At 53.4% G+C, this 21391-nt stretch carries 21 protein-coding genes; 4 read left to right on the top strand and 17 right to left on the bottom strand.

The genetic code is table 11. From position 1 onward, the window contains the following. Positions 1-129: 129 nt before the first annotated feature. The 6 genes from recO to LKH74_RS01505 form a co-directional block, all read right to left on the bottom strand. Positions 130-933 (bottom strand): DNA repair protein RecO, encoded by an 804-nt coding sequence (gene recO, locus LKH74_RS01480; RefSeq protein ID WP_287707867.1) that lies wholly within the window; start codon positions 931-933, stop codon positions 130-132. 22 nt (positions 934-955) lie between these two features. Then, positions 956-1861: a GTPase Era gene (gene era, locus LKH74_RS01485; protein ID WP_287707865.1), complete on the bottom strand. Its 906-nt coding sequence runs from the start codon at positions 1859-1861 to the stop codon at positions 956-958. Between the two features lie 184 nt (positions 1862-2045). Then, complete coding sequence (locus tag LKH74_RS01490; RefSeq protein ID WP_135368030.1) at positions 2046-2450, bottom strand: diacylglycerol kinase family protein; 405 nt, start codon at positions 2448-2450, stop codon at positions 2046-2048. Further along, a complete protein-coding gene (gene ybeY / locus LKH74_RS01495) occupies positions 2428-2916 on the bottom strand; it encodes an rRNA maturation RNase YbeY (RefSeq protein WP_135368031.1) in 489 nt (162 codons plus the stop codon). Before ybeY ends, LKH74_RS01490 begins: the two co-directional genes overlap by 23 nt. Continuing rightward, positions 2916-3902: a PhoH family protein gene (locus LKH74_RS01500; protein WP_135368032.1), complete on the bottom strand. Its 987-nt coding sequence runs from the start codon at positions 3900-3902 to the stop codon at positions 2916-2918. Before LKH74_RS01500 ends, ybeY begins: the two co-directional genes overlap by 1 nt. Before the next feature lie 264 nt (positions 3903-4166). Continuing rightward, positions 4167-4613 (bottom strand): GatB/YqeY domain-containing protein, encoded by a 447-nt coding sequence (locus LKH74_RS01505; protein ID WP_135368033.1) that lies wholly within the window; start codon positions 4611-4613, stop codon positions 4167-4169. Between the two features lie 697 nt (positions 4614-5310). Between LKH74_RS01505 and LKH74_RS01510 the strand changes: the two genes are divergently transcribed. Next, on the top strand, positions 5311-6339 hold the full coding sequence (locus LKH74_RS01510; RefSeq protein WP_287708058.1) for a zinc-binding alcohol dehydrogenase family protein: 1029 nt from the start codon (positions 5311-5313) through the stop codon (positions 6337-6339). A 227-nt stretch (positions 6340-6566) separates the two neighbouring features. Here LKH74_RS01510 and rpsU read toward each other — a convergent pair whose 3' ends face one another. After that, a complete protein-coding gene (gene rpsU / locus LKH74_RS01515) occupies positions 6567-6755 on the bottom strand; it encodes a 30S ribosomal protein S21 (protein WP_125575857.1) in 189 nt (62 codons plus the stop codon). Between the two features lie 180 nt (positions 6756-6935). Here rpsU and LKH74_RS01520 point away from each other — a divergent pair, with 180 nt between their 5' ends. Beyond that, on the top strand, positions 6936-7763 hold the full coding sequence (locus LKH74_RS01520) for a pyruvate, water dikinase regulatory protein (RefSeq protein WP_287707864.1): 828 nt from the start codon (positions 6936-6938) through the stop codon (positions 7761-7763). 425 nt (positions 7764-8188) lie between these two features. On the opposite strand, the gene LKH74_RS01525 is transcribed toward LKH74_RS01520, so the two are convergent. The 8 genes from LKH74_RS01525 to hisS form a co-directional block, all read right to left on the bottom strand. Further along, positions 8189-9118 (bottom strand): deoxyribonuclease IV, encoded by a 930-nt coding sequence (locus LKH74_RS01525; RefSeq protein WP_287707863.1) that lies wholly within the window; start codon positions 9116-9118, stop codon positions 8189-8191. Beyond that, on the bottom strand, positions 9115-10335 hold the full coding sequence (locus LKH74_RS01530; protein WP_287707861.1) for a CDP-glycerol glycerophosphotransferase family protein: 1221 nt from the start codon (positions 10333-10335) through the stop codon (positions 9115-9117). Before LKH74_RS01530 ends, LKH74_RS01525 begins: the two co-directional genes overlap by 4 nt. 20 nt (positions 10336-10355) lie before the next feature. Continuing rightward, positions 10356-11165, bottom strand: coding sequence for an ABC transporter permease (locus LKH74_RS01535; RefSeq protein ID WP_287707860.1), 810 nt, complete (start codon positions 11163-11165; stop codon positions 10356-10358). A 20-nt stretch (positions 11166-11185) separates the two neighbouring features. Beyond that, positions 11186-12334: a CDP-glycerol glycerophosphotransferase family protein gene (locus LKH74_RS01540; RefSeq protein ID WP_287707858.1), complete on the bottom strand. Its 1149-nt coding sequence runs from the start codon at positions 12332-12334 to the stop codon at positions 11186-11188. 389 nt (positions 12335-12723) lie between these two features. Beyond that, positions 12724-13599 carry a YitT family protein gene (locus tag LKH74_RS01545; protein WP_135368040.1) on the bottom strand — a complete coding sequence of 292 codons (876 nt, stop codon included), beginning with the start codon at positions 13597-13599 and terminating at the stop codon, positions 12724-12726. 166 nt (positions 13600-13765) lie between these two features. Further along, positions 13766-14293, bottom strand: coding sequence for a peptide-methionine (S)-S-oxide reductase MsrA (gene msrA, locus LKH74_RS01550; protein ID WP_287707857.1), 528 nt, complete (start codon positions 14291-14293; stop codon positions 13766-13768). A gap of 237 nt (positions 14294-14530) precedes the next feature. Next, positions 14531-16333 carry an aspartate--tRNA ligase gene (gene aspS / locus LKH74_RS01555; RefSeq protein WP_287707854.1) on the bottom strand — a complete coding sequence of 601 codons (1803 nt, stop codon included), beginning with the start codon at positions 16331-16333 and terminating at the stop codon, positions 14531-14533. Positions 16334-16345: 12 nt separating this feature from the next. Then, positions 16346-17641 carry a histidine--tRNA ligase gene (gene hisS / locus LKH74_RS01560; RefSeq protein ID WP_135368043.1) on the bottom strand — a complete coding sequence of 432 codons (1296 nt, stop codon included), beginning with the start codon at positions 17639-17641 and terminating at the stop codon, positions 16346-16348. 410 nt (positions 17642-18051) lie between these two features. On the opposite strand from hisS, the gene LKH74_RS01565 reads away from it, so the two are divergent. Together LKH74_RS01565 and LKH74_RS01570 are read left to right on the top strand one after the other, a co-directional pair. Further along, positions 18052-18903, top strand: coding sequence for an N-acetylmuramoyl-L-alanine amidase (locus LKH74_RS01565; protein ID WP_287707853.1), 852 nt, complete (start codon positions 18052-18054; stop codon positions 18901-18903). 24 nt (positions 18904-18927) lie between these two features. Beyond that, positions 18928-19770, top strand: coding sequence for a fructosamine kinase family protein (locus LKH74_RS01570; RefSeq protein WP_287707852.1), 843 nt, complete (start codon positions 18928-18930; stop codon positions 19768-19770). 327 nt (positions 19771-20097) lie between these two features. On the opposite strand, the gene LKH74_RS01575 is transcribed toward LKH74_RS01570, so the two are convergent. After that, the gene (locus LKH74_RS01575) at positions 20098-20742 is read right to left on the bottom strand and encodes an HAD-IA family hydrolase (protein WP_287707851.1); all 645 of its coding nucleotides are present in this window, start codon (positions 20740-20742) and stop codon (positions 20098-20100) included. Positions 20743-20943: 201 nt separating this feature from the next. Further along, a complete protein-coding gene (gene dtd / locus LKH74_RS01580) occupies positions 20944-21390 on the bottom strand; it encodes a D-aminoacyl-tRNA deacylase (protein ID WP_287707850.1) in 447 nt (148 codons plus the stop codon). Position 21391: the final 1 nt, after the last annotated feature.

The following is a 21391-nucleotide window of genomic DNA, read 5'->3' on the forward strand; positions in this document are numbered from 1 at the left end:
CCTTTACATACCCTGTACATGATTTACCGCTAATTTACGTGGATATCAATTTTATTATAATTGGGCCCATCTTAATCATAAATAAAAGAACGACAGCCCTCGCCATCGTCCTTTCATACTTTCATTCAATTAAGCTTGCGACTTAGGCCCCGACTCCCCCGGCGGCATCGTCATCCGGGCCGACCAGGACTGCATCTGGTCCAAGAAACGCTTAGCCTTGGGGTGGACCCCGATTTGGCTATCGTAGATTTCATCCATCAACTGGCGCAAGGCGTGCTCCGTTTGGGGCTTGACGTTGATCGAATGCAGGCGGTCGAGGTCTAACACCGAGAACTGGCGCAGGTAGTAGATCGTGCGTTGCGCCAGGTGTAAACGCCGTGGGTCCATTTGCCAGTGCTGCTGGCACAACAAGCCCCCATAGCTTTCCGAGTAGTCAAAGGGCAAGTCGGTGCGCCCACAAATGGCACAGCCCTGCAGCTGTGGCGCGACCCCGAAGGCCGGCATCAGCTGGATCTCCATGATGTTGGTCACGATGGCCGCGTTGACGCCCTCGTCGATCAGCGTCAATGCGCGCTTGACGCGGTGATACCACTCAGGCAACGGCTGACTATCCGGAAAGGCTTGGTCGACTAGACTCATGATGTAGGTCGCGTAGGCGTTCTTGAAGATGTCTTCACTGATGTTTTGAAACTGACTGGTCTCCCTGGCCGTGCGGATGTACGACAAGCCGTCGTCAGCAATATCACCGACGTAACTGCCGACCGTGAACGGTAAGATGTCCGCCACCATCTTGAAGCCCTTTTTCTTGGCGCCGCGGACCAGAAACATCTTCTTGCCAAACTCAGCGGTCAAAAACTTGATCAGAAAGTCGCGTTCTGCATAATCCCGCCGAAAAAGGAGGATGCCGTGAAAATCCGTTACGTTTCGTGCCACGACTCATCCCCCACTTTCATTTTTATAAATCGTCCTTGCGGTAACCGTAGGACTTCAATAGGCTGGCCTTGTCGCGCCAGTTCGGTTGTACCTTGACCCACAGCTGCAGATAGACCTTGCTACCGAGCAGGTGTTCAATATCTTGGCGTGCCAGGGTCCCAATCTTCTTGAGCATGCTACCGCCCTTGCCAATCATGATACCCTTTTGCGTCGGCCGTTCCACGATAATGGTGGCCTCGATGTGGACGTGGTCTTCGTCCTTTTGCTTCATGCTTTCGATTTCTACGGCCACAGAATGTGGAACCTCTTCGCGCGTCAACATGAAGATCTTTTCGCGGATCAATTCACTGACCACGAAGCGTTCAGGGTGATCGGTGACCTGGTCTTCGGGATAGTACTGCGGCCCATGCGCCATCTCGTCGACCAACCCCGTCAACAACTCATCGACATTGTTCCCTTCGAGCGCAGAAATCGGGTAGACGGCTTTCCACGGCAAGGCCGTTTGGTACTGCTCCATCACGGGCAAGAGGTCGTCGGGCTTAACCTGGTCGATCTTATTGATCAACAGGTAGACCGGCGCCTTGATGCCCTTCAAGCGGTCGATGATAAAGTTGTCGCCAGCCCCGCGCTTTTCAGCGGCGTTGACCATGAACAAGACGGCATCGACTTCGTTTAGTGCTGACATGGCCGACTGGACCATGTAGTCGCCCAACTTGCTCTTGGGTTTGTGGACCCCCGGCGTATCAATGAAGACAATTTGTGCTTCATCGGTCGTGTAGATCCCCTGAATCTTGTTACGAGTCGTTTGGGCCGTGTTGGACATGATGGCGATCTTTTGGCCAATCACGCGATTTAAAAAGGTCGATTTCCCCACGTTGGGGCGGCCGACGATGGCCACGAACCCTGATTTATAATTTGGATTATCCATTTTTTCCTCCTAGAAAGCCTGGGGCAAAACCTCCCAGGTTCGTTCGCGTCACCTTTACATAGCTGAAACGTGCGCCAAAAGGCAGCCGGTTCCGCTTAAAACTGCTAACCAAACAGTCCAAGCCCCGGATCATTTGGTTAGCAGCCTTAATGCTCGCCAGCTAATCGCCTTTTGGCCCACTCTCCTAGAACCAACGCATAAGCGCCGGTAACATCACTAACGCGCCAACAATGACGGCAAAAATCGCGGCCATCAAGACCCCACCAGCGGCCACATCTTTGGCACGCTTGGCCAGGTCATGGTAGTGTTGGCCCACGACTAAATCAACCACGGCTTCGACGATGGTATTTAAGGTCTCGGCGATCAACACCAAAAAGATGGCCAAGACCAGCCACAACCATTCGTTGAGCGTCAGCCGTAGAATCAGGCCGGCAATGACCGCCAGACTCCCAACGGCCAAGTGCTTACGAAAGTTGCGCTCGTAGTGAAAGAGCGCTCGCAGACCATCCCACGCGTGGCCCAGCGACTGACTAAAGGCCCGATTCTTACCGGTCTGTTGCGGTTGCTTACCGTTTGAGGCCATAGGCATCTAAAATGTCGGCCTGGAGCTTGAACATGACCTTTTCGTCTGCCGGCTCCATGTGGTCGTAGCCATTCAGGTGTAAGAAGCCGTGGACCACGAGGAAGCCCAGCTCCCGTTCGTAGGAATGGCCCAGGTATTCGGCTTGTTCGGCGACCTTATCCATGGACACAAAGATGTCCCCGATGTTTTCGGGAATCTCGGCGGCCATTTCTTCATCCATCACCAGTGGGAAGTCCTCATCGGCATCTTCGTCGTCTTCGATGGCAAAGCTGATGACGTCGGTGGCCCGATCCACACCGCGATATTGCTTGTTGATGCGGTGGATGTCTTCGTTGTTCATTAGGGTCACGGACATTTCCGTGTTCTCGGCTAGCTTCAGGTATTTACCGGCGTATTCCAAGACGTCCTTGATCATGTCAACGTGCTTGGCGGGAACGCCATCTTTGGTTTTATCGTAAATCTCTAAGTCCATTATTTCTTAGCTCCATTTGGTTTAGTATCGTTGGCTTCGTAAGCGTTAATGATGCGGGCGACAACGGGATGCCGGACCACGTCTTCCGCGCTAAAGGTGACAAAGCTGATGTGCGGCACATTTTGCAAGATGTGTTGGGCCTGAATCAACCCCGACTTGGCGTTGTTAGGCAGGTCGATTTGGGAAATATCCCCGTTGACGATCATCTTTGAGCCAAAGCCCAGCCGCGTCAAAAACATCTTCATCTGCATGTTGGTCGTATTTTGCGCTTCATCCAAGATGACGAAGGCTGACTCCAACGTCCGCCCTCGCATGTAGGCCAACGGCGCGATTTCAATGACCCCGCGGTCCATTAACCGGGTGGTATGTTCCGCCCCTAAAATGGCGTACAAGGCATCATAGATGGGCCGCAAGTATGGGTCGACCTTTTCTTTCAAGTCCCCGGGCAAGAACCCCAGACTTTCGCCGGCTTCCACGGCGGGCCGCGTGATGATCAGCTTTTCGACGTCGCCGTGCTTGAGGGCGGCCACGGCCATGACGACGGCTAAGTAAGTCTTCCCGGTTCCGGCTGGGCCAATCCCAAAGGTAATGTCGTTGTGCTTAACGGCGTCAACGTATTGGCGCTGGCCAAAGTTCTTGACCCGCACCGGACGGCCCTTGGCGTCGTTGATTAATTTTTCGGTGTAGAAATCCTTGAAGTACGTGAGCGTGCCGCGGTTGGCCATCTTCATCGCACTGATGACGTCAGCGCTGTTTAACTTGATGCCCTTAGCCAACAGGTCACTCATGTTGCGTAAAATAGCCAGCGTTTGGTTCACGGCTTCAGCCGCACCGGAGACTTTGATTGAATTGCCGAAGGGCTTGATCACAACGTTTTGCCCCTCTTCCAGGATCGTGACAAATTGATCCTGGGTCCCCAACAGACCCACTTCGTCCTCGGGGCGTTCCAAGATATATTCTTTTTCAATCGTTGCGTTCTCAGTCAAATACGGTGGCTCCTTTATTTTAAATTTTTAGGTCACACGAGCTGCGTTACTGTGGCGAGCCCCGTGAAACGCCAGTCGAGGGCCAGTTAATCCGTTAACCGACCGCCGACGCCGCTTAGACCTCTAATACTCAAATTTTAGCATACCGCCGGGGATTGTAAAAGGATTCAGCGTGAAAAGTCTGGTGGATGAGAATTGGCTAAGTTTTTGACTCAGCTGACCAGACACAAAGAGCCCGGACACAATGGCGGGCTCTTTAAAGCGTTACTTATTTAATTGGGCCTTGACCGTCTGATTGACGATAGCCCCGTCGGCCTTGCCCTTCACTTGCGGCATGACCACACCCATGACCTTACCGAAGTCGCTCATGCCACTGGCGGACACCTTGGCGATACTGTCGGCGACGATCTTAGCAATCTCGTCTTCGCTCAATTGCTTCGGTGCATACTTTTCCACGATGGCGATTTCGGCCTTGACGCCTTCGACCAAATCATCGCGGTTGCCCTTGGCAAATTCTGCCAAAGATTCCTTGCGTTGCTTTAACTCACGGGAAACGACCGTCAGCTCTTCATCAGCCGTTAAATCATGGCCCTGCTTAACCTTTTCGTTGGTCAAAGCTGCCTTCATCATCCGAATCACGTTCAAGGAAAGCTTGTCGTGGGCCTTCATGGCCGTCTTTAAATCAGTGTTGAGTTGGGTTTCTAAACTCATGTCATTTCCTCCTAAAAATATGGTTACTATCCAGTTTACACCTGATTGCCGCCAGCGTCAGGTATTCCGGCCGAAAAAATCACTGGTGGTAATCAACGCTTTCCGTGCTGGTCCGCCTTACCGTTGCGCGAAAGTTGTGCTGGAACGCGGTGGGCGGACCGGTCGAGCCAAAGGGCGGTCTCGCCCTCGCTTTGAGCCGACAGTTCACGTCTCAAAGACGCCAGTTCCCTAAGCGGCCCAGAACGCCACTAAGGGAACTCCAACGGCTGAGCACAACTTTCGCTCCACTCTCGGCTACGGTAGCGGGGTTTACCACCTAACTGTGCGAACTGCTGGCGGTCCGTCACCTTAGTTGACACAACGGACAATCTGCCGGAGGAGGCCAGGGATGGCGCCAGCTGTGTCGACGCAGTTACCTGGCGTTGTTTGCCAGGTTAGTGCGTGGGACGACTTTGGAGACTGGCGGGTTATGCCAGGCTTCAAAGCGAGCCGGAAGCCCACTCCTGGGCTGCAGGCGGTCCCCATAGCAGGCAGAATCCCTGGCAGCCGCAGGCACTGGTTTCCGCCAGCGCAACGGTAAGGCGGATGCACTCGTGTGCCATTATCAGACGGCTTCTCCAGAGGCGTCTGAATTGGTTTCTGCCGTGATTTGCGGTAATCTGGGCTTAACACAGAAAGGACGTTGCTTATGAAAGACATGCGGGCGATTGGATTTACCCAAAACCTACCGATTACAGATGAACACAGTTTTTTGGAATTTTTCGAACCCAAACCAACCCCCACGGGCCACGATATTTTGGTCAAGGTCGTGGCGACCTCGGTGAATCCCGTCGACACGGCGGTGCGGCGCGGCACCACGACCAAGTTGCCCCGGCCCAAGGTGATCGGCTTTGACGCCTATGGTATCGTGGACGCCGTGGGTGACGCGGTCAGTCTGTTTCACCCCGGGGACCGCGTCTGGTATGCCGGGTCCTTCAAACGACCGGGTACGGACAGTGAATACCACCTGGTCGACGAACGCATTGTGGGCCCAGCACCCAAATCCTTGAATCCGGCCCAGGCTGCGGCCATGCCACTAACTTCACTAACCGCCTGGGAAGCACTCTTTGAACAGTTACCTTTGAGTCTCACGACACCCAAGGCCAACGCCGGCAAGTCCGTCTTGATCATCAACGGGGCCGGCGGGGTGGGCTCCATGGCCACACAGCTGGCGCACCTGGCAGGACTGACGGTCATCGCCACGGCCTCTCGTCCCGAAACGGTTGCCTGGACGCAAGCCCACGGTGCCGACATGGTCGTGAACCACCGACAAGACTTAGTGCCCCAGGTCCAAGCATTGGGCTACCCCACGGTGGACTACATCTTGGAATTGAGCAACCTCAACCAGCATTGGCCGGAAATCGTCTCACTGATCAAACCCAGCGGCCATATCGTTTCCATCACCGGTAGCGATACTCCCATCGACCTGCGCGCGTTGAAACAAAAACGGGCCACCTTTTCCTGGGAATGGATGTACACCAAGTCTTACTTCGGCACACCGGACATGATCAGCCAACACGACATCTTGACGCAGGTCGCTCAGCTGGTCGATGCCGGTAAGCTGGTCACCACTTTGACCAAAACCTTCACGCCCATCAACGCCGCCAATCTGCGCGCCGCCCATGAGCTGGTCGAAGCCAACCGAATGATTGGGAAAGTCGTATTAACTAACGAACCCGAATCTTAAAATAATGACGTCAAAACCAATTGACCGGTATTTGAAGTCGGTGTAAAAGGAACCTGGGAGGTTTTCCTAGGCCCTTGTGCCATCGTCTTTAAATAGCCGAAACGTGGACCAAAGGGCAGCCGGCGAGCATTAAGGCTGATCATCCTTTGGCCCACTCTTTTTGCACAAACAAAGACCCCAGAACAATAACTTGTCCTGAGGTCTTTGAGTTAAATGCAAAAAGAGGTTTAGTAACGCTTCTTCTTGGCTTTACGCTTACGCGCAGCTTCTGATTTTAACTTTTTCTTCACACTTGGTTTTTCGTAAAATTCACGCTTACGGTATTCTTGTAAAGTACCGCTACGGGAAACCGTACGTTTGAAGCGCCGAAGAGCGTCGTCAAAAGACTCGTTTTTGCGAACGACTGTCTTTGCCATATAAAATTCCCTCCCTCCGAGCACAAGTAATAACGTCGGTTGGAATCTCTCCACCGGCGTAACGGTTCTTAACTATTATACATAATCACCCAAACCGCGTCAATAACACAAGCAAATAAATTTGAACCGTTTTAGCACTCGGGGTACACTAGAAGAAAACATCAGAGGAGTTGCTCGCCCATGCAGCAAATGACAATTTTCGTGATTTCCGATTCATCTGGTGAAACCGCCCTCACCGTTGCGCAGACGGCGGTTTCCCAGTATCCCGCGATTCAGGCCAGTTATCAGCGGTTTCCGTTCATTCAAACCGACTCGATTTTAGACGGCATTTTAAACCTGGCTAAGAAGCAACGCGCCATGATTTTTCACACGCTGGTCAGTCCCAAATTAAGTCAACGCGTGCGTGAATTTGCCGCAAAAAATTTATTATATCAGTTTGATTGTATTCAACCGGCCATGAACGTCATGCATCAGGCGACTGGGTTGGACCCTGAAGGCGTACCTGGTCTGGTCCACAACCTCAACGACACCTATTTCGACCGTATTGCCGCCATGGAGTTCGCCGTGACCTACGATGATGGCAAAGACCCGGCTGGCCTGTTGAAAGCCGACATCGTGATTTTGGGCGTCTCACGGACGTCTAAGACCCCGTTGTCCTTGTTCCTCGCCAACCGCAACTTACGCGTTGCCAACCTGCCGCTGTCGCCCAAGACTCAGTTGCCCGACGAGCTGTGGCAGGTCGACCCCAAGCGTATCTTTGGCCTGACTAACAAGCCAGATATTCTCCGCAAGATTCGCCAAGAGCGGATGATCTCTTACGGCTTGCCCGCCAACAGTGCATACTCCGATACGCAAAAGATCACGGAGGAACTGGACTACGCGCAAAAACTTTACAAAAAGATTGGCTGTCTGGTCATCGACGTGTCGAACAAGTCGATTGAAGAAACGGCCACGTTGATCATGGAGAGCGTGGATTATGACTTGATCCCGCATCCCCTGGCCGACTAACACCCCGAATAACGAAAGGTGATTTTCTGACTGGCCCCAGCAGCCGGTAGAAAATCACCTTTTTAATTGACTTTATTAAAAGAAATCAGTTAGCACGATTATCATCATCCAGCCGCTGACCCGTGCTTCATAACAGGGACTAGTCGCCTACCCGCTCGTCAGATACAGGTTAGCAACGCTGAGGCAACGGGTCGCGCCCAAAAGCGGTCGACGCTTTAAATGGAAAAACACATCTCATATCCGCTGTATGGACAAAACGTGCACCAACAGCCAGTTTAACCCCTGATAGTCGGCAGTCACTAGCTTGCCAGCTAACTTTTGACCAACACCGTGTCACTGATAGACGCAGGCTTTTGGCTTCGCTAATCGGGATGGTCAAGGCACCGCCACTACAGGCTTCACTGCATTGCCACTGCTTGTTTTACCTAACGCGTCAGAAATGCCGTGAACGGCTTGCCCGCCAGCGCATCGGCTTCTAGGTCTGGATTGAACTGTTGGTGCTTGAGCATAGCTACCTCATAACCGTGGGGGTTGACCCCATGCTTGCGATCTGGCCCGATCAGCGGCGTTTCCATGATCTTGGGGACCGTCGCCAATTGTGGGTGGTGAGCCACAGCGTTCAAGACGTCAAAGCCCAGCGTCCCGTAGCCGATATTGGTGTGACGGTCCTTGTGGCTGCCCTGCGGATTCTTGGAATCGTTGAGGTGAACAACCTTGAGCTTGTCTAAGCCGATCACGTGATCGAATTCAGCCAACACACCGTCGAAGTCCGTCGCAATGTCATAGCCGGCATCGCTGGTGTGACAGGTATCAAAGCAGACTGACAGCCGGTCGTTGTGGGCCGTGGCGGCCATGATGGCGGCCAACTCCTCAAAGTTGCGACCAATCTCCGTTCCCTTACCAGCCATGGTCTCTAAGGCAATCTGTACGGGTTCGTCGGCCGCGGCTAGGATCTCGTCCAAGCCCTGCGCAATTTGCGCAATGGCGGCAGCCGGTCCGGCCCCCACGTGTGCACCCGGATGCAAGACGATCTGCGTCGCCCCTAATGCCGCGGCACGTTTGACCTCGGCCGTCAAGAATTCGACGGCAAAGGCGTAGTTCTGCGGCTTGGTCGTGTTCCCCAGGTTGACCACGTACGGCGCGTGGACCACCACGGCCCGTTGATCGTGGTCGGCCATGTAGGCTTGGCCCGCAGCGATATTTAGCTCGTCAATTGGCTTGCGACGCGTGTTTTGCGGTGCCCCCGTGTAGATCATAAAGACATTTTCATCGTAACTGGCCGCCTCTTTCGCGGACCCCAGTAACATTTCCTTGCCCTTCATGCTGACGTGGGACCCAATCAGAAATTCCGTCATTTTGTCTCATCCTTTCCGTGTCGTATCACCTGGACCACCCGCTGACTGGCAGTGCCGTCCTCCCAGTCACAAAATTTGTGATAAAAGGCCGCCTGTCGCTCCTGGTACCCGACAAACTCACCGTCGCGTCGCCAATGATCGAGTTGCTGGTAAAAGGCCGTCGCCGTGGTGACCAGCGGCCCCGGGATCTCGCGTTCGTAGTCAAAGTAAAAGCCCCGTAGCTGGTCGCGGTAGTGAGCCAAATCATAGGCAAAGAACAGCTCCGGCCGCTTTAAATTGGCGAAATCAAACATCACTGACGAGTAATCCGTGATCAAGAGATCGGAAATCAAGTACAGCTGAGCGATGTCCGTTTCCGCCAGGACCGTCACCCGGTCCTCAAAGCCGCGAATATCAATGGCGTCCTTGACCAGGTAGTGCGGCCGAATGATCAGGTGAGTCCCCGCCGGCACATGGTCGAAAAACGTCGCCAAGTCAAACGGTAAATCGAAGCGATAGACGCCGGGACGCACGGCCATGTCGTCACGCCAGGTCGGCGCATAGGTCACGACCGGCCCACTCACTGGCCCCAATAAGCGTTGCCGCAGGGCCCGTTGTTCCGCCGCATCGGTCGTGTAGAGCACGTCGTTTCGTGGATAGCCGATCGACAAGAATTGATTTTTAAACCCAAAGGCCGATTTAAAAATGTCGCGCGAATACCGGTTCGGCGCAATTAAATACGTCCACCGACTGGCAGCCGTCTTGAACTGCTGATGATAGTCGGCCGTGCTGGTGCCCGGAATCGCCACGTGGGTGATGTCGGCGCCCAATTTTTTCAGCGGCGTGCCGTGCCAGGTCTGAATCGTAGTCGTCTTTCGGTTGGCTTTCCACCAATTCGGCAGGCGCGAATTTAAGACCCAAAATTCCGCGCGGGCCATCAGATAGACCCAGCGTGGCGTGAAGCGTTTGACCAACTGAATCTCGGGGTATTTGGCCTTGAGATCGGCGTATTCGCGCGGCTTCACGCTAAAGTAGGCCGTCTTTTGATAGGCCGGATCTTCTCGAATCAATTCACGGTAAATGGCCGCCGGGTTGTCGTTGACGTCCTTCCCGTTAAAACTTTCAAACATGACTTGTCGCCGCTTAATGGGTAAACAAATAAGCCCATCGTTCAACACGATGAGCCCATAGCGAGCAACGAGCTTCAATGACTGGATGAGACTGTGTGATCGCGTCATTTTAGCGTGCTCCTTTCAACTTAAATTAAATCAACGAACCGTGACCGGAACTTGTAGTGCAAGTGTGACCCGATCAACAGAACAAAGATGACAAATAACCAGAATTCTAACGTGAGTAACGGGTGTTGCCAGAACCAGCCGGTCCCGATAAAGGATTCCCGGAAGCCATTGACCACGTAATAGTACGGATTGAGTTCCAACAAGTGAACGAATGGGGCTGGGAAAGACGTGGTGACGAAGTTAAACAGCACGCCAGACACGTAGAACAACATCCGCATCACGGATTGTAACAGGATGTGGTAGTCACGCACCAATAAACTGATGCAGGAATTCAAGATCCCTAAAGCGACTAACAGGCAAATCATAGCAAAGAAGTAGTAGATCCACTGGAACCACGACACCTTCGGGTAGACCCCGTTCAGTAAGCCGATGAAAATCGAGAAGACCATCATTGTCCAAAAGGAACTCAGATTACTGACGATCTTGATCGTTGGCAACGCAGAAACCGGGAACTTCATCTTGGCCACCATGTTGACCCGTTGATAAATACTCTTCGAGGCATCCAACGTGGCCCGGTTCATGAAGAACCATGGCGTGATCCCAATCACCATCCAGGGCAGGTAGCCCACACCGTTTAACGGTTGGCCGTGTTTTAACCCGACACCGAAGACTAACCAGTAGATGGCAATTTGAATCAAGGGGTATAAATACTCCCACGCCAACCCTAAGTAGTGACTCTGATAACTTGCTTGGTCCTCATAACGGGAGATCCGGAAGATGATCCCGACACTTGAGAACTGTTCTTTAAATAAGGTCATGACCTCTTTCAAGGCACTGCACTCCTTTAAGTTTAATCGGATAATTGCGCAACGTAACGGGCCACCACGCGTTCAGTCGCGTGGCCGTCGTTGGCGCGATTCCAATGTTGATTGAATTGCGTAAGTTCGGTTGCGGCATCTGCTTGAATAGCCGCAGCCAGTTGGTCGTTGGTCGTCATGACCGGACCTGGCAACCAGTCCAACAAGTCGGCTTGAACGCCCGGATCCTGTCGGTAGGCTGGTAAATCAAAGAGGTAAAACAATAAGCTGTGCGCATTGGGCAACAGGCTGTAATCAAAGGCCACCGAGGAATAATCCGTGACCAAGGTCTCAGCGACCGTCAATAGTTCCGTGGTGCTCAACTCCGGCGCAGCGACCCCCTGCGGCCCTAATTGCCGCTGAAGCTCATCAGCCGTGGTGGCCAAAGCCGGATGGAGTTTAACCACCACGCGCGCCGTAGGATCTTGGCGTAATGCCGCTGCCAAACCCGCCGGTGGTGTGAAGGTCACCCCATCGCGATAGGTCGGTGCATACAAGATGACGCGGTGCCCCTTTAAGGCTGGCACTTGTTGCCAAACCCGCCGCTGAGTAGCGTTCACCCAACTGGCATCTTGCAGACGATCCGACCGCGGATAACCCAGGACCTGCATCCGTGACAACGGTACCCGGTAACTGGTCGCAAAGACCTGTCCCATGGCCGGGGCACCCACGACGTACTCGTCGAACTGGTCGTAAACGGCTTGAAACCGTCGTTGATCACTCGTTGAACGCTGCGCCGTGGTGGGGTCATCCCAGCCAAACCGCTTAATGGCACCGGCCGCATGCCACAATTGGACGATGTGCATGCGCCGCGGGTGGTAAAGTCCCCCCAAAAAAGCGTAGTAGTTGTCACAAAACAAGAGCCGGGCCCGCATGATCTGCGGGATCCCCGTTAAAACGAAGGCCAGGTTATCCTCAAATGGCCGCACAGTAATGCCCGCCGCGGCTAAGGTCGCCGCAGCGGCTTGACACTTGGGCCGATAAAATACCACCAACCGGTGACCAGCGGGTAACTTGGCCGCTAGTGCCTGGATAAATGGCAGATTATCAGCAAAACTTAAGAGGTAAATCACGTCCTTTTGGCGGCGCCCCGCCCACAGTAGCGACATCAGTCGTACTAACCACAAATAAATCTCTTTCATGTTAATCACCAATATCACTAAATTTCGCTGTCCATAACACCGAGAATTATACCACATCTCTTGGGGGAACCTAGCAGTTTTTCGCAACCTTTAACAGTTTGGGGCCAAACTATCGCTAAGTTCTAAGAATTTGTTAAGTTCCCTGGCCAACTGGTCACAAAATGGTGACGGGTTTCGTTGGTTCTTTATGAATCTCTTGGCAACTGATGGCGTCAAAAAGCCTGGGAAAAAACCTCCCAGGCTCGTTTCCGTGACGTTTACGTAGCTGAAACGTGCGCCAACAGGCAGCCGGTTTCACTTAAAACTTAACCCAACAATCCCAACCCAGGATTATTCGGTTAGCAGCCTTAATGCTCGCCGGCCAATCGCCTGTTGGCTCACTCTTTGACTTACCACTTAGGTTCATAAAAATGACCCAAGACCTTGACCGTGTCCGAAATGCTGACGAAAGCCTTCGGATCCGCCTCTTCCATCGCCGTTTCCAGCGCATCCATTTCGTAACGGGTAATCACCGTAAACAAGATGGTCTTCTCGTCGTGGCGGTACGCCCCTTCTGCCCCGTGGACAATGGTGATCCCGCGGCGCATGTGGTTTTGAATACTGTCGATCACCGTCTTCGGCCGATCCGTGATGACCATGACCTGCATCCGCTGTTGCCGGGTAAACGTCATGTCAATGACCTTGGCGTTAACGAACAACCCCAACGCGGAGTACAGGGCATAGGGCCAGCCGTACACAAACCCGGCACTGAGGACGATCAGACTGTTGAAGGCAATATTGATCGTCCCCATGCTCCGGCCCGTTTTCCGCCGCAACACGATGCCGATAATATCCAAACCCCCGGTCGAGATACCGTTTTTCAAAGCAAATCCGGTCCCGAACCCGTTGACCGCGCCCCCGAAGATCGCACAGATGATTGGGTCGCTGGTCAGGTGAACGGGTTGGATCACCCGAATCATGATCGAGGCGAACAGCACACAAATAAACGTGAAGACCGTAAATGACTTCCCAATTTGTTTCCAAGCCAGAACGAACATGGGGATGTTGATCAGAAACAGCCCGAGCGCCGTCGTGATGTGAAAGGTTCCCAGACCGGCCGTCAAACTGTTGACCAACTGCGCTAACCCGGTGACCCCGGAAGAATAAATATGTCCCGGCGTCCAGAAAAAATTCACCGCAATCGACACCAGAACCCCGTAGAAAAACGCCACGGAGAACTTTGCCGTATAGGTATGCCGTTTTAACAACTGCTGCACATCATCCATGATTTAAATACCGACCTCGCTTATTCGTTTGTCATACTTCACACTATGCTCGGCTTAGTATAGCATTTAATTGCGGTTTCGGCCACGCCAAACGCCAGGTTTTAGCGGTTTCTAATCTTTTTATGCCAAATTGACAGTTCACTTCCGTAACAATCTTCACGCAACACTACTTTTGCGTCCAGTGTTGCTTGATAAAGGCTTCGCGGCCGCCCGCTTCCTGTTGAGCCATCCGTGCCGGATTCTTGCGATAAAACTGTTGATGGCGCTCTTCGGCCGGATAAAACGGCTGGGCCACCTCAATCTTGGTCACGATTGGTTTCGTAAATTGTTCGCGGTCCTGTAAGGCTTGGCGAGAAGCTCGCGCAATCTGGGCCTGGGCCTCGCTGTTGACGAAGATAACTGGCCGGTAATTGCTGCCCCGGTCCTGGAATTGACCACCAGCGTCCGTGGGGTCCGTCTGTTGCCAATACAGCTCGACCAATTGCTGGTAACTGACCACTTGCGGATCAAACCAGATCTTCACAGCCTCCGTGTGACCGGTCGTTTGGCTCTTGACTTGTTCATAGGTGGGATTAGCCACCGTCCCACCGGTATACCCGGAGAGCACCTTCTTGATGCCGGGGAACGTCTCAAACGGCTGGACCATGCACCAAAAGCAGCCGCCAGCAAATGTTGCCGTTTCTGTTTCACTCATCATAATCACTCCAATTTCTAATATTTCTATTACACGACTTTTTGCCGGTCAGGTCAACCATTTTGCTGGAAAGTCCGTGAAGCTGGGCTAAAAAAGGAGAATGGGCCAAAAGATGATTAGCTTAAGCGGCACCGGCTGCCCGTTGGCGCACGTTTCAGCTATGTGAAGGTAAAACGAAAGGAGCCTGGGAGGTTTTGTCCCAGGCCCCTTCATATAAACGTATTTTAAGCAACGACGTTAGTCTTCTGAATCGTCGTCTTTCTTAGCCACCAGTAAGTCCAAGTCCAACAATTGCTTGTCCGCAACCGTAGTTGGGGCTTCGGTCATCGGTTCCGTGGCCTTCGAGTTCTTCGGGAAGGCAATGACGTCACGGATGTTGTCGCGCTTAGCTAATAAGCGGGCAAACCGATCCAACCCGATGGCCAGACCACCATGAGGCGGGAACCCGTAATCCAAGGCTTTCAGTAAGAAGCCAAATTGCTTTTCGGCCCGTTCTGGCGTGAAGCCTAAGGCCTTGAGCATCTTCATTTGTAACTCACGGGTGTGGATCCGGATAGAACCGCCACCTAATTCCAGACCGTTCAAGATGATGTCATAGCTTTGGGCGTAGGCCTTGTGTGGGTCTTCGCCGTCATTCAAGTAATGGGCATCCCCTTCGGCTGGCATCGTGAATGGGTGGTGAGCTGGGACCCAACGCTTCAAGTCAACATCGTAATCGAATAGTGGCCAGTTGACGATCCATAAGAACGCCCACTTGTTTTCGTCGATCATGTCTTGTTCCTTGGCGATGGCGACCCGTAAGTAACCCAACGTTTGGGCCACGACGCGCTTGGAGTCAGCGGCGAACAGCAATAAGTCACCACTCTTGGCGCCGGTTGTGGTCGTGATCTGGTCGAACCAGTCGCCGTCCTTGAAGAACTTGGCGATTGGCCCGCTAAAGCCGTCGTCGGTGACCTTCATCCAGGCCAAGCCCTTGGCACCGAAGCGTTCAACGTATTGGCCGTACTTGTCGATGTCTTTGCGGCTGTACAGATCTGCCCCACCAGGAACGGCAATGGCCTTGACTTGGCCGCCGTTAGCAACGGCCCCAGAGAAGACCTTGAAGTCAGTGTTGGCCATGATGGTTGACAGGTCCTTCAATTCCATGCCGAAACGCACGTCAGGTTGGTCGGTCCCAAAGCGGGCCATGGAGTCGTCCCAGTCCATCCGTTCGAATGGCAGCTTGACGTTAACGTTCAACGTATCCTTCATGACCTTGGCAATCAAGCCTTCCGTCAGGTCCTGAATTTCTTCGGCCGTTAAGAAGGACGTTTCCAAGTCGATCTGGGTAAATTCTGGTTGGCGGTCGCCCCGCAAATCTTCATCCCGGAAGCAACGGGCGATTTGGTAGTAACGATCGAACCCAGAGCCCATCAACAATTGCTTAAACAGTTGCGGGGATTGTGGCAAAGCGTAGAAGTGACCCGGGTAGATCCGAGAAGGCACCAGGTAATCACGGGCCCCTTCTGGCGTGGACTTGGTCAGATCTGGCGTTTCAATGTCGATAAAGCCGTTTTTGTCGAAGTAGCTGTGAACGGATTGGACGATCCGGTTCCGCAGCATCAAGGCCTTTTGCATTTCAGGGCGCCGTAAGTCCAAGTAGCGGTATTGTAGCCGCAGGTCGTCGGAAGCGTTGACGTTGTCCTTGATTTCAAATGGCAATTCCTTGGCCTTGTTCAACAGGTTGATGCCACTAACGCGGACTTCGACCTTTCCAGTGCGCATGTCGGGATTGACTTCCTTCGGTGCCCGGGCAACGACTTGTCCTTGGACCTCAATGACGTATTCACTACGCAATTGGTCGGCAACGGCTAAGGCATCTTGGCCGTATTCTTCACTGAAGACCAACTGAACGATGCCTTCGCGGTCCCGCAAGTCGATGAAGATCAAGCTTCCCAGGTCCCGGCGCTTTTGCACCCAACCCTTTAAGACAACGGTTTGGTCAAGATATTGCTCGTCAACTAAACCCGCATACGTGGTTCGTTTTAAATTCTTTTCCATATCTTTCTCCTCTTATTTTGCCGTAAACTGTGTTGCGACAACATTTTGAAAATCTTGGTAAATGTCCGCTAGGGGCACGCTGACCTCTTCACCCGTGGCCATGGACTTCAGGTTGGCCGTTTGGTTGGCCAACTCTTGGTCGCCAATCGTCAAGGTGTAGGCCGCATTTAAGCGGTTAGCCGTCTTGAATTGGGCCTTTGGTTTGCGGCTCAGGTAATCCCGGTCGGCCGTCAAGCCCGCTTGGCGAATGGCTTGAACCAACTTCAATGTCTCTAGCGAGGTGTCATCCCCGATACCCACGACGTAAACGTCTAACGGGTGGTCGTTAGGGATGGCCACCTTTTCCGCTTGCATCAGTAAGACCAGGCGTTCGACACCCAGGCCAAAGCCAACGCCAGGCATGTCGGGGCCACCCAGTTCTTCAACCAAACCGTTGTACCGGCCACCGGCTAAGACGGTCGTGTACCCTTCACCTAAGGCAGGTGAATCGGCCATGATTTCAAAGATGGTGTGGTTGTAGTAATCCAGCCCCCGGACCATGGTGGCATCGACGTCGTAGGCAATGCCCAGGGCGTCTAAACTGGCCTTGACCCGGTCAAAGTGCGCCGTAGCAGCCGGCGTCAAGAAGTCCAGGATGGATGGCGCATCGGCCACGATCTCTTGGTCGTGCTTGTCCTTACTGTCCAAGACCCGCAGTGGGTTCTTGTGCAACCGAACCTTGGAATCGTCACTCAGTTCATCAAAGTGGGGTTCCAAGAAGTCGATCAGCGCTTGGCGGTAATTGTCCCGGGTCTCCTTGTCGCCCAAGGTGTTTAAGGCCAGCCGTAAATGCGTCAAGCCAAGTTTTCCTAGCAGGTTCATCCCCAAGGCAATGACTTCGACGTCCAATTCGGGCGCATCACTACCGAAGGCTTCCACCCCGATCTGATGGAATTGCCGTTGCCGACCGGATTGCGGCCGTTCGTAGCGGAACATCGGGCCCATGTAGTAGACCTTGTACGGCTTTTGAGTCTCTGGACCATAAAGCTTGTTTTCCACAAAGGCCCGCACCACACCGGCCGTTCCTTCTGGCCGCAAGGATAAGTGGCGATCCCCCTTATCCTTAAAATCATACATTTCCTTGGTCACGATATCTGAGGTATCCCCGGACGTGCGTGAAAAGACTTCAAAGTTTTCAAACATGGGTGTCCGAATCTCTTCGAAGCGGTAATTAGCAAACAACTGGCGCGCGGTGGCTTCGACGAACTGCCAAGTCTGTGAATCGCCTGGTAAAATATCCGCCGTACCCTTTGGTCGTTGATAACGCATGAGCATTCTCCCTTCCGACTTCTGTAGAAAATAAAAAACGCCCCTGTCAATTGACAAGGGCGCAGGTATGCACGGTACCACCTTTTTAAAATTCTCTGCAGGATAACGTTGCAAACGAATGACGACGAGCGCCATTAGCCTCAAGAGTGTCTTCCAAGTGACCTCGTTAGTCGCTTCCAGCAACGCGACTTCTCTGTAAACGGGTTGACTCTTACTATTCTCTCTCATTGGCAATCTATTTTATTCTTCCTAAGAATACTGAAAATCGACTGAAAAGTCAAGGCTGGCTACCAGGTAATTGTTGCAGTCCGCCCGATTTTCACGCGCTCCCCTCGGACCGGGGCTGGGATTTAGCCCAGCTTAATTTACCCGTGGTATAATAAAAGCTAATTTACTAAAGGAGCACACCCATGCATTTCAAACCACGCAATTGGCCTGGCCTGGTGACGGGCCTGGTCATCCTCTTAATCGCTGGCGGGTTACTATATACCTTCACCCAGCACAACGCCGTCACCGCCACCGTCAGTAACCTCAACCTGCGCAACGGCCCCGGGTTGACGTACACCGTCACCCACAAGGTCAAAAAGAACAGTCGTTTAACCATTTTAGGTGAAAAAGATAACTGGTACCACGTTCGTGACAGCCAGAACCATTTTGGCTGGGTGGCCAGTTGGCTGGTCAAGCACCCGGGTAATTTGAAACGGGCAACGAACCTGTCAGAGGCCACCATCGTCTTGGATCCCGGCCACGGCGGCAGTGATTCCGGGGCGTTGTCCATCGACCAAAAGCACGACGAAAAGACCTACACACTGGCACTAGCCCAACAGGTCGCCAAACGCCTGCGGGCACGGGGCGCACACGTGATCATGACTCGCGATAGCGACAAGACCGTGAGTCTCGCCGACCGCCCGGCTCTAGCCAACACCAATCAGGCCAGCGCCTTTATTAGTTTTCATTTCGACTCGTCGCCCACCGACAACTTGGGGTCCGGCACCACGACTTACTATTACCATCGCGACACCTCTTACGAACTGGCTGAAGACGTCAACGGCCAGATGAATGACCTGGACTTGACCAACCGGGGCGTGAAGTACGGCAACTTCGAGGTCATCCGCGATAACAACCGTCCCGCCCTGTTGTTGGAGATGGGTTACATCAATACCAAAAAAGACTTCAGCTACATCCGCAGCACCACTTACCAAAAGCAGGTGGCGACCCGCGTTGTCGCTGGGTTAAGCAAGTATTTCAACAGTGCAAACTAAGCTTTTAAGAAAGAAGATCTTCACATGACACTTTCAGCAGATTGGTTGGCGCAGTTACCCTTACCACAAGTGACTGCTGCCACCCCCGTCTCTGGCGGGGACATTAATTTGGCCTACCGTCTGACCACGGCCGAGGGTCCCGCCTTCTTGTTGGTTCAACCGCACACCCCCGCTAGCTTCTACAGTCACGAGGTAGCCGGCCTCAAGGCGCTGGGGCAAGCCGTCAACGTACCCGACGTGCTGGCGACCGGCAATATTGACGGGGATGCCTACCTGGTCTTGGAATTTCTGGAAACGGGCCATGGCAGTCAGTATGAACTGGGCCAGGCCGTTGCTCGGGTCCACCGCATCACCGCACCCCAGTTTGGCTTTGACCAGGATAACCTGGTCGGCAAGCTGCCCAAGCACAACGCCTGGCAAGACGACTGGACCACCTTCTACTTGAACCAGCGCTTGGATCCGCTGGTCAAGCGTGCCCAGGAACACCACCTGTGGAACGCCAATCGTCAGGCCGCTTACGACCGGGTCCGCCAACATATCGTGACCGAAAACACCGGCCGAAAAATTGTGCCGTCCCTGCTTCACGGTGACTTGTGGTCCGGCAACTACCTGTTCACCGCTGACGGGACACCGACGCTGATCGATCCCGACGTCTTGTACGGCGACCGCGAATTTGACATCGCCATGACCACCATCTTCGGTGGCTTCACGGCCGACTTCTACCGCGGCTACCAAGACGCCTACCCGTTTGATCCGGGCTATACGGACCGTTTGGCTCACTACCAACTGTACTACCTGCTGGCCCACCTGAATTTATTCGGGGAGACCTATGGCGGTGCGGTGGATGAGGTGCTAAGCCGGGGGTAATTCGTTTGAGACAATAACTGAAGGTTGAAAGTAAACTTAACGCTGATCGTCGTAACAGTAGTGTTCTGACATTTAGAATTGATGAAACCAGACGCCTGCGTCAGCCAGAGTTACGCCTGCTCTGGGGATCGCCTACCGTTCCTACCCATATTTGGCGGGGTAGGCGGCCAGTTCACATTGTGCGGCTGTAAGCGACTATTTTTAACACCATGAGTCGCATAATCACAATAGTTCCAGCAGATTTCCGTCTTTCAACCTTCAGAACAATAAAAAACGTGTGACTCACATCCCTTGTGGATGCTGGTCACACGTTTTTTGGGTAATAGGTTATTCCGCAAACAGCCACGCCTGCAACTCCGCAAAGCGAATCACGCGAATCTCCGGCTGGCTTTCGTCCACGATCAGGTGCTCGGGGTCAAACAAGGCCCCAGCCATCCCCGCGCGGTGTCCCGCCTGCACGTCTAGGTTCCGGTCGCCAATCATCAGACCCGTCTGCCGGTCCACGTCATAGCGGTGCATCAAGGCTTGTAAACTGGTGGGATCAGGCTTGCGCGGAAAGTCGTCATCGGCCGTGACCGCTCCCGTGAAATACTGCGCCAGGTTCAGCTGCGACAATCGGTCCATGGCGTGATGGTCCCGGTGCGTCAACAAGAAGTTCCGCCCACCGGCCGCAACGACCGCCGCCAGTAAGTCTGCCACGCCCGGAAAGGCCGCCGCATCCTTTAGCCGTGGGGCCGCTTGTTTTTGGTAAACCTTGGCCAAACGGTCGCGGTTCAAGCGATACTCCGCCGTAAAGCGTTGGAGCGCACTGCCCAGACTGTGCTGGCGCATGGCTTTATAAATTTCTTCTTTATCCAGTTCAAAGTTATTGACACCGCACGCTTCCAAGGCCTCGCCAAACGCCGTGACCATCCCCGGATAGGTGTTGACCAGCGTACCGTCAAAATCCCAAAACAACTGTTGATATCGCATGGGTATCCTCCTTAAAAACGAGTCTGAGAAAAAACTCTCAGGCTCGTTCACGTCACCTTTACCTAGCCGAAACGTGGGTCAAAAAGCAACCAGTTCCGCTTAAACCTGATAACCAAACCATCCAAGATCAGGATTATGCGGTTATCGGCCTTCAGGCTCGCTGGCTAATCGCCTTTTGACCCACTCTCGTTTTCGTGTTCCTTATTTGTCGTCCGTGTCGAACCAAATCGTCACGGGACCGTCGTTGATCAAGGCCACGCGCATGTCGGCGCCAAAGACGCCCGTCTCCACGTGCCGGCCCGTTGCGGCCAATTTTTCATTAAATTCGTTGTAAATCTTTTCGGCGTGTGCCGGATCACCGGCTGCCACAAAGCTGGGCCGGTTGCCCTTCTTGGTGTTGGCGTACAGCGTAAACTGCGAAACGGATAAGATACTGCCATCGACGTCTTCGATGCTTTGGTTCATCTTGCCCGCTTCGTCTTCAAAGACCCGCAACTTGGTGATCTTGTGTACCAAGTAGTCGACCTGTTCGCTGGTATCGCTATCCTCGGCACCCACCAGCAACAGGTAGCCTTGGGCAATGGCGCCCTTCACAGCACCATCGACTAAGACGCTTGACTGTCTAACTCGTTGTAACAAAACTCGCATG

It is taken from the genome of Levilactobacillus sp. (assembly GCF_022646225.1).
GTDB lineage: Bacteria > Bacillota > Bacilli > Lactobacillales > Lactobacillaceae > Levilactobacillus > Levilactobacillus suantsaiihabitans.